Raw genomic sequence first — 3,314 nt, forward strand, 5'->3', positions numbered from 1 at the left:
TCCAGGCGCTCATCAAAACCTTACCGCGATGTCCTTGTTGCGGCGGCGTCGCTGCTTCAAAGGGACGAAGAAAACCCATGACGCAGTAAGACTAATCCGCCCTACGCAACTACTCCAGCCCGCGGTTGAACTTGTTCGACTTCGGCAGGCCGTGCGCGAGGCGGCCGGCATCGGCGCGGCTGCCGCGCCAGTCGGAGAGCTCCTTCATGCTCATGCCGTGGTCGCGGCCGGCGGAATCCTTCCAGGTCAGGCCCGCCTTGGACTCGAACACCGCGACATCGGACAGCTCGGCGCTGGTGTATTTCTGCAACCGCACACCGCGGCCGCGGGCCATCTCCGGCACCTGATCGAGCGGGAACAGCACCATCTTGTGGTTGGTGCCGATGACCGCGACGGTGTCGCCTGCCACGGTTGTGATCGCGCGCGCCTCGTTCGGCATGTCGACGTTGAGCACCTGCTTGCCCTTGCGGGTGGTGCCGACGCAGTCGTCCTCGTTGACGACGAAGCCCTGCCCCTCGCTGCTCGCGATCAGGAACTTGCGGCCGCCCTTGTTGACGAACAGCGACACGATCGCGGCATCCTGCTCCATGTCGATGAACATGCGGATCGGCTCGCCATGGCCGCGGCCACCCGGCAGTTTCGCGACATCGAGCGAGTAGAATTTGCCATTGGTTGCGAACAGCAGCAGCTTCGACGTGGTCTCGGCAAAGAATGCGTGATCGAGCTTGTCGTCGGTCTTGAAGGCAAGGCCTGAGAGATCGGCGACATGGCCCTTGAGCGTGCGCACCCAGCCCTTCTCCGAGATCACGACGGTGACCGGCTCGCGCTCGACGAAAGCCTCCTCGATCGCGGCGAGATCGTGCTCGGGCGCATCTGCAAACGTGGTGCGCCGCTTGCCGAGCGGCGTCTTCGGCCCGAACATGTCGCGGACCTTGCGCACCTGCTCGCCGACCTTGGCCCATTGCTCGGTCTCGGAGCGGAGCAGCGCCTCGATGCCCTTCAGCTCCTTGCGGAGGTCCTTGTCCTCGGTCCGGATCTCCATCTCCTCGAGCCTGCGCAGAGAACGCAGGCGCATGTTGAGGATGGCGTCGGCCTGGACCTCGGTGAGCTTGAACGTCTTCATCAGCACCGGCTTCGGCTCGTCCTCGGTGCGGATGATCTTGATCACCTTGTCGATGTTCAGATAGGCGATCAGGTAGCCGCCGAGGATCTCCAGCCGGTTCTCGATCTGCCCCTTGCGATAGTTGGAGCGGCGCACCAGCACGTCGCGCAGGTGATCGAGCCATTCGCGAAGGCACTCGGCAAGGCCGACGACCTTCGGGATTTTTCCCTTCACCAGCACGTTGAGGTTCAGCGAAATCTTGCTTTCCAGCTCGGTCAGCCGGAACAGCGATTCCATCATCAGTTCAGGATCGACATTGCGCGACTTCGGCTCGATCACGAGCCGGATGTCCTCGGCCGATTCGTCGCGGACATCGCCGACCAGCGGCAGCTTCTTCTGGTCGATGAGCTCGGAGATCTTCTCGACCAGGCGCGACTTCTGCACCAGCCAGGGGATTTCGGTGACCACGATCACCCAGGTGCCACGCGCACCCTCTTCCTGCGTCCACCGCGCGCGCGTGCGAAACGCGCCGCGGCCGGTGGTGTAGGCCTCGATGATCGCTTCCTTGGAATCGACGACGATGCCGCCGGTCGGAAAATCCGGTCCCTTGACCCACTTCAACAGCGCCTTCGACTTGGCGTCGGGCTTCTCGATCAGATGCAGCGCGGCATCGCAGAGCTCGGCCGCATTGTGCGGCGGGATCGAGGTGGCCATGCCCACCGCGATGCCCTGCGAGCCATTGGCGAGCAGGTTCGGGAAGCCGCCGGGCAGAACCACCGGCTCCTTCGACTGGCCGTCGTAGTTGGCGCGGAACTCGACGCCGTCCTCGTCGATGCCCTCGAGCAGCAGCCGCGCGACATCGGTCATGCGCGCTTCGGTGTATCGGTAGGCGGCCGGGTTGTCGCCGTCGATATTGCCGAAATTGCCCTGGCCATCGACCAGCGGGTAGCGCGAGGCGAAATCCTGCGCCAGGCGCACCATGGCGTCGTAGATCGCCTGGTCGCCGTGCGGATGGAACGAGCCCATCACGTCGCCGACGATTTTGGCCGACTTCTTGAAGGGCGAGTTGGGATTGAGGTTTAGTAGCCGCATCCCGTACAGGATGCGCCGGTGCACCGGCTTCAGCCCGTCCCGGGCGTCCGGCAGCGCGCGATGCATGATGGTCGAGAGCGCGTAAGCGAGATAGCGCTCTTCCAGCGCATCGCGCAGCGGTACCTCGTGGATTTCGGCCGGCTCTTCCGGCGGTAGCTGTCGTTTTCCCATGGGGAGGCGTTAAACCGTGACGCTGAATCGGGCAAGACACGAATCAACGGCAATTTAGGCTGCGAATCGGACTTACGGAACTGCCGCCCGTGTCCGTCGTCTTGTTACCGCGTTGATGAACCCGCCCCTCGCGTCGGAATGCCCCTGTCCGCGCGGCTCCAGCACGTTGCGGAGGAGGAAGCGGCCGGTGAGCGCGAAGCCGTCGAGCAGGTCCTGATCCGACCAGCTGCCCGCGCCGTCGTCCTCCTCGCGCAGGAAGGGCGGCAGCGGCATCAGGCGGTCGCGCCAGGGCTCGCCGGCGGCGCGCGATACCGCCCCGCCCGATTTCGGCGAGACGTAGACCAGTTCGGAGGTCGCGCCGGTCGCCGCGCAGTTCGAGAGGTCGAGCCCGAAGCCGAGCTCGGCCAGCATCGCCAGTTCGAAGCGGATGAGGTGGATAGCGGCAGCGCCGGCATCCTCGAAATCATCCAGCGTCTGCTCCAGCATCTCGTAGATGTCCTGATGCGGATCACGCTCGGGCAACAAACGCGCGAGCGAAGCCAGATGGGTGACGCCATAGACGGCGTGCGACGAAGCAAGCAAGTTAGCTGCGCGCAGCCGCGTGCCGTCGAGCTGGTAATAGCCGAGATGCTCGTCGAGCCGCGCCCGCCACATCGCGGTGACGCTGTTGCCGGGCTGCAGCAGCGGCCGCATCCGCGCGCTGGCCCCGCCGCGCACCAGGCCGAGATGGCGGCCGTGCTCGCGCGTCAGGAGCTCGACAATGGCGGAGGATTCGCCATGCCGCCGCACCCCGAGCACGATGCCTTCGTCGGTCCATTCCATGGGTGGAGAGTTTACAGGATTCCGGCGGTCGATCGTAGGGCGGATTAGCACTACTGAGTCAAGCGGTCGCGGTCTTTTGGGGCTGAGAATCAAGTAATTGAAGAGATTCAATATTTGGCACGTGGAG

Annotated in this window: 2 protein-coding genes; both read right to left on the bottom strand. The window is 64.5% G+C overall.

The features are described 5' to 3' along the window. Nucleotides 1-109: 109 nt before the first annotated feature. Nucleotides 110-2,365: a DNA topoisomerase IV subunit A gene (parC, locus tag K288_RS0142925; RefSeq protein ID WP_027584815.1), complete on the bottom strand. Its 2,256-nt coding sequence runs from the start codon at nt 2,363-2,365 to the stop codon at nt 110-112. A 72-nt stretch (nt 2,366-2,437) separates the two neighbouring features. After that, entirely contained in the window at nt 2,438-3,187 is a 750-nt protein-coding gene (gene recO, locus K288_RS0142930; RefSeq protein WP_027584816.1) for a DNA repair protein RecO, read from the bottom strand. Nucleotides 3,188-3,314 lie beyond the last annotated feature (127 nt).

The organism is Bradyrhizobium sp. Ai1a-2 (assembly GCF_000426245.1).
Lineage (GTDB): Bacteria > Pseudomonadota > Alphaproteobacteria > Rhizobiales > Xanthobacteraceae > Bradyrhizobium.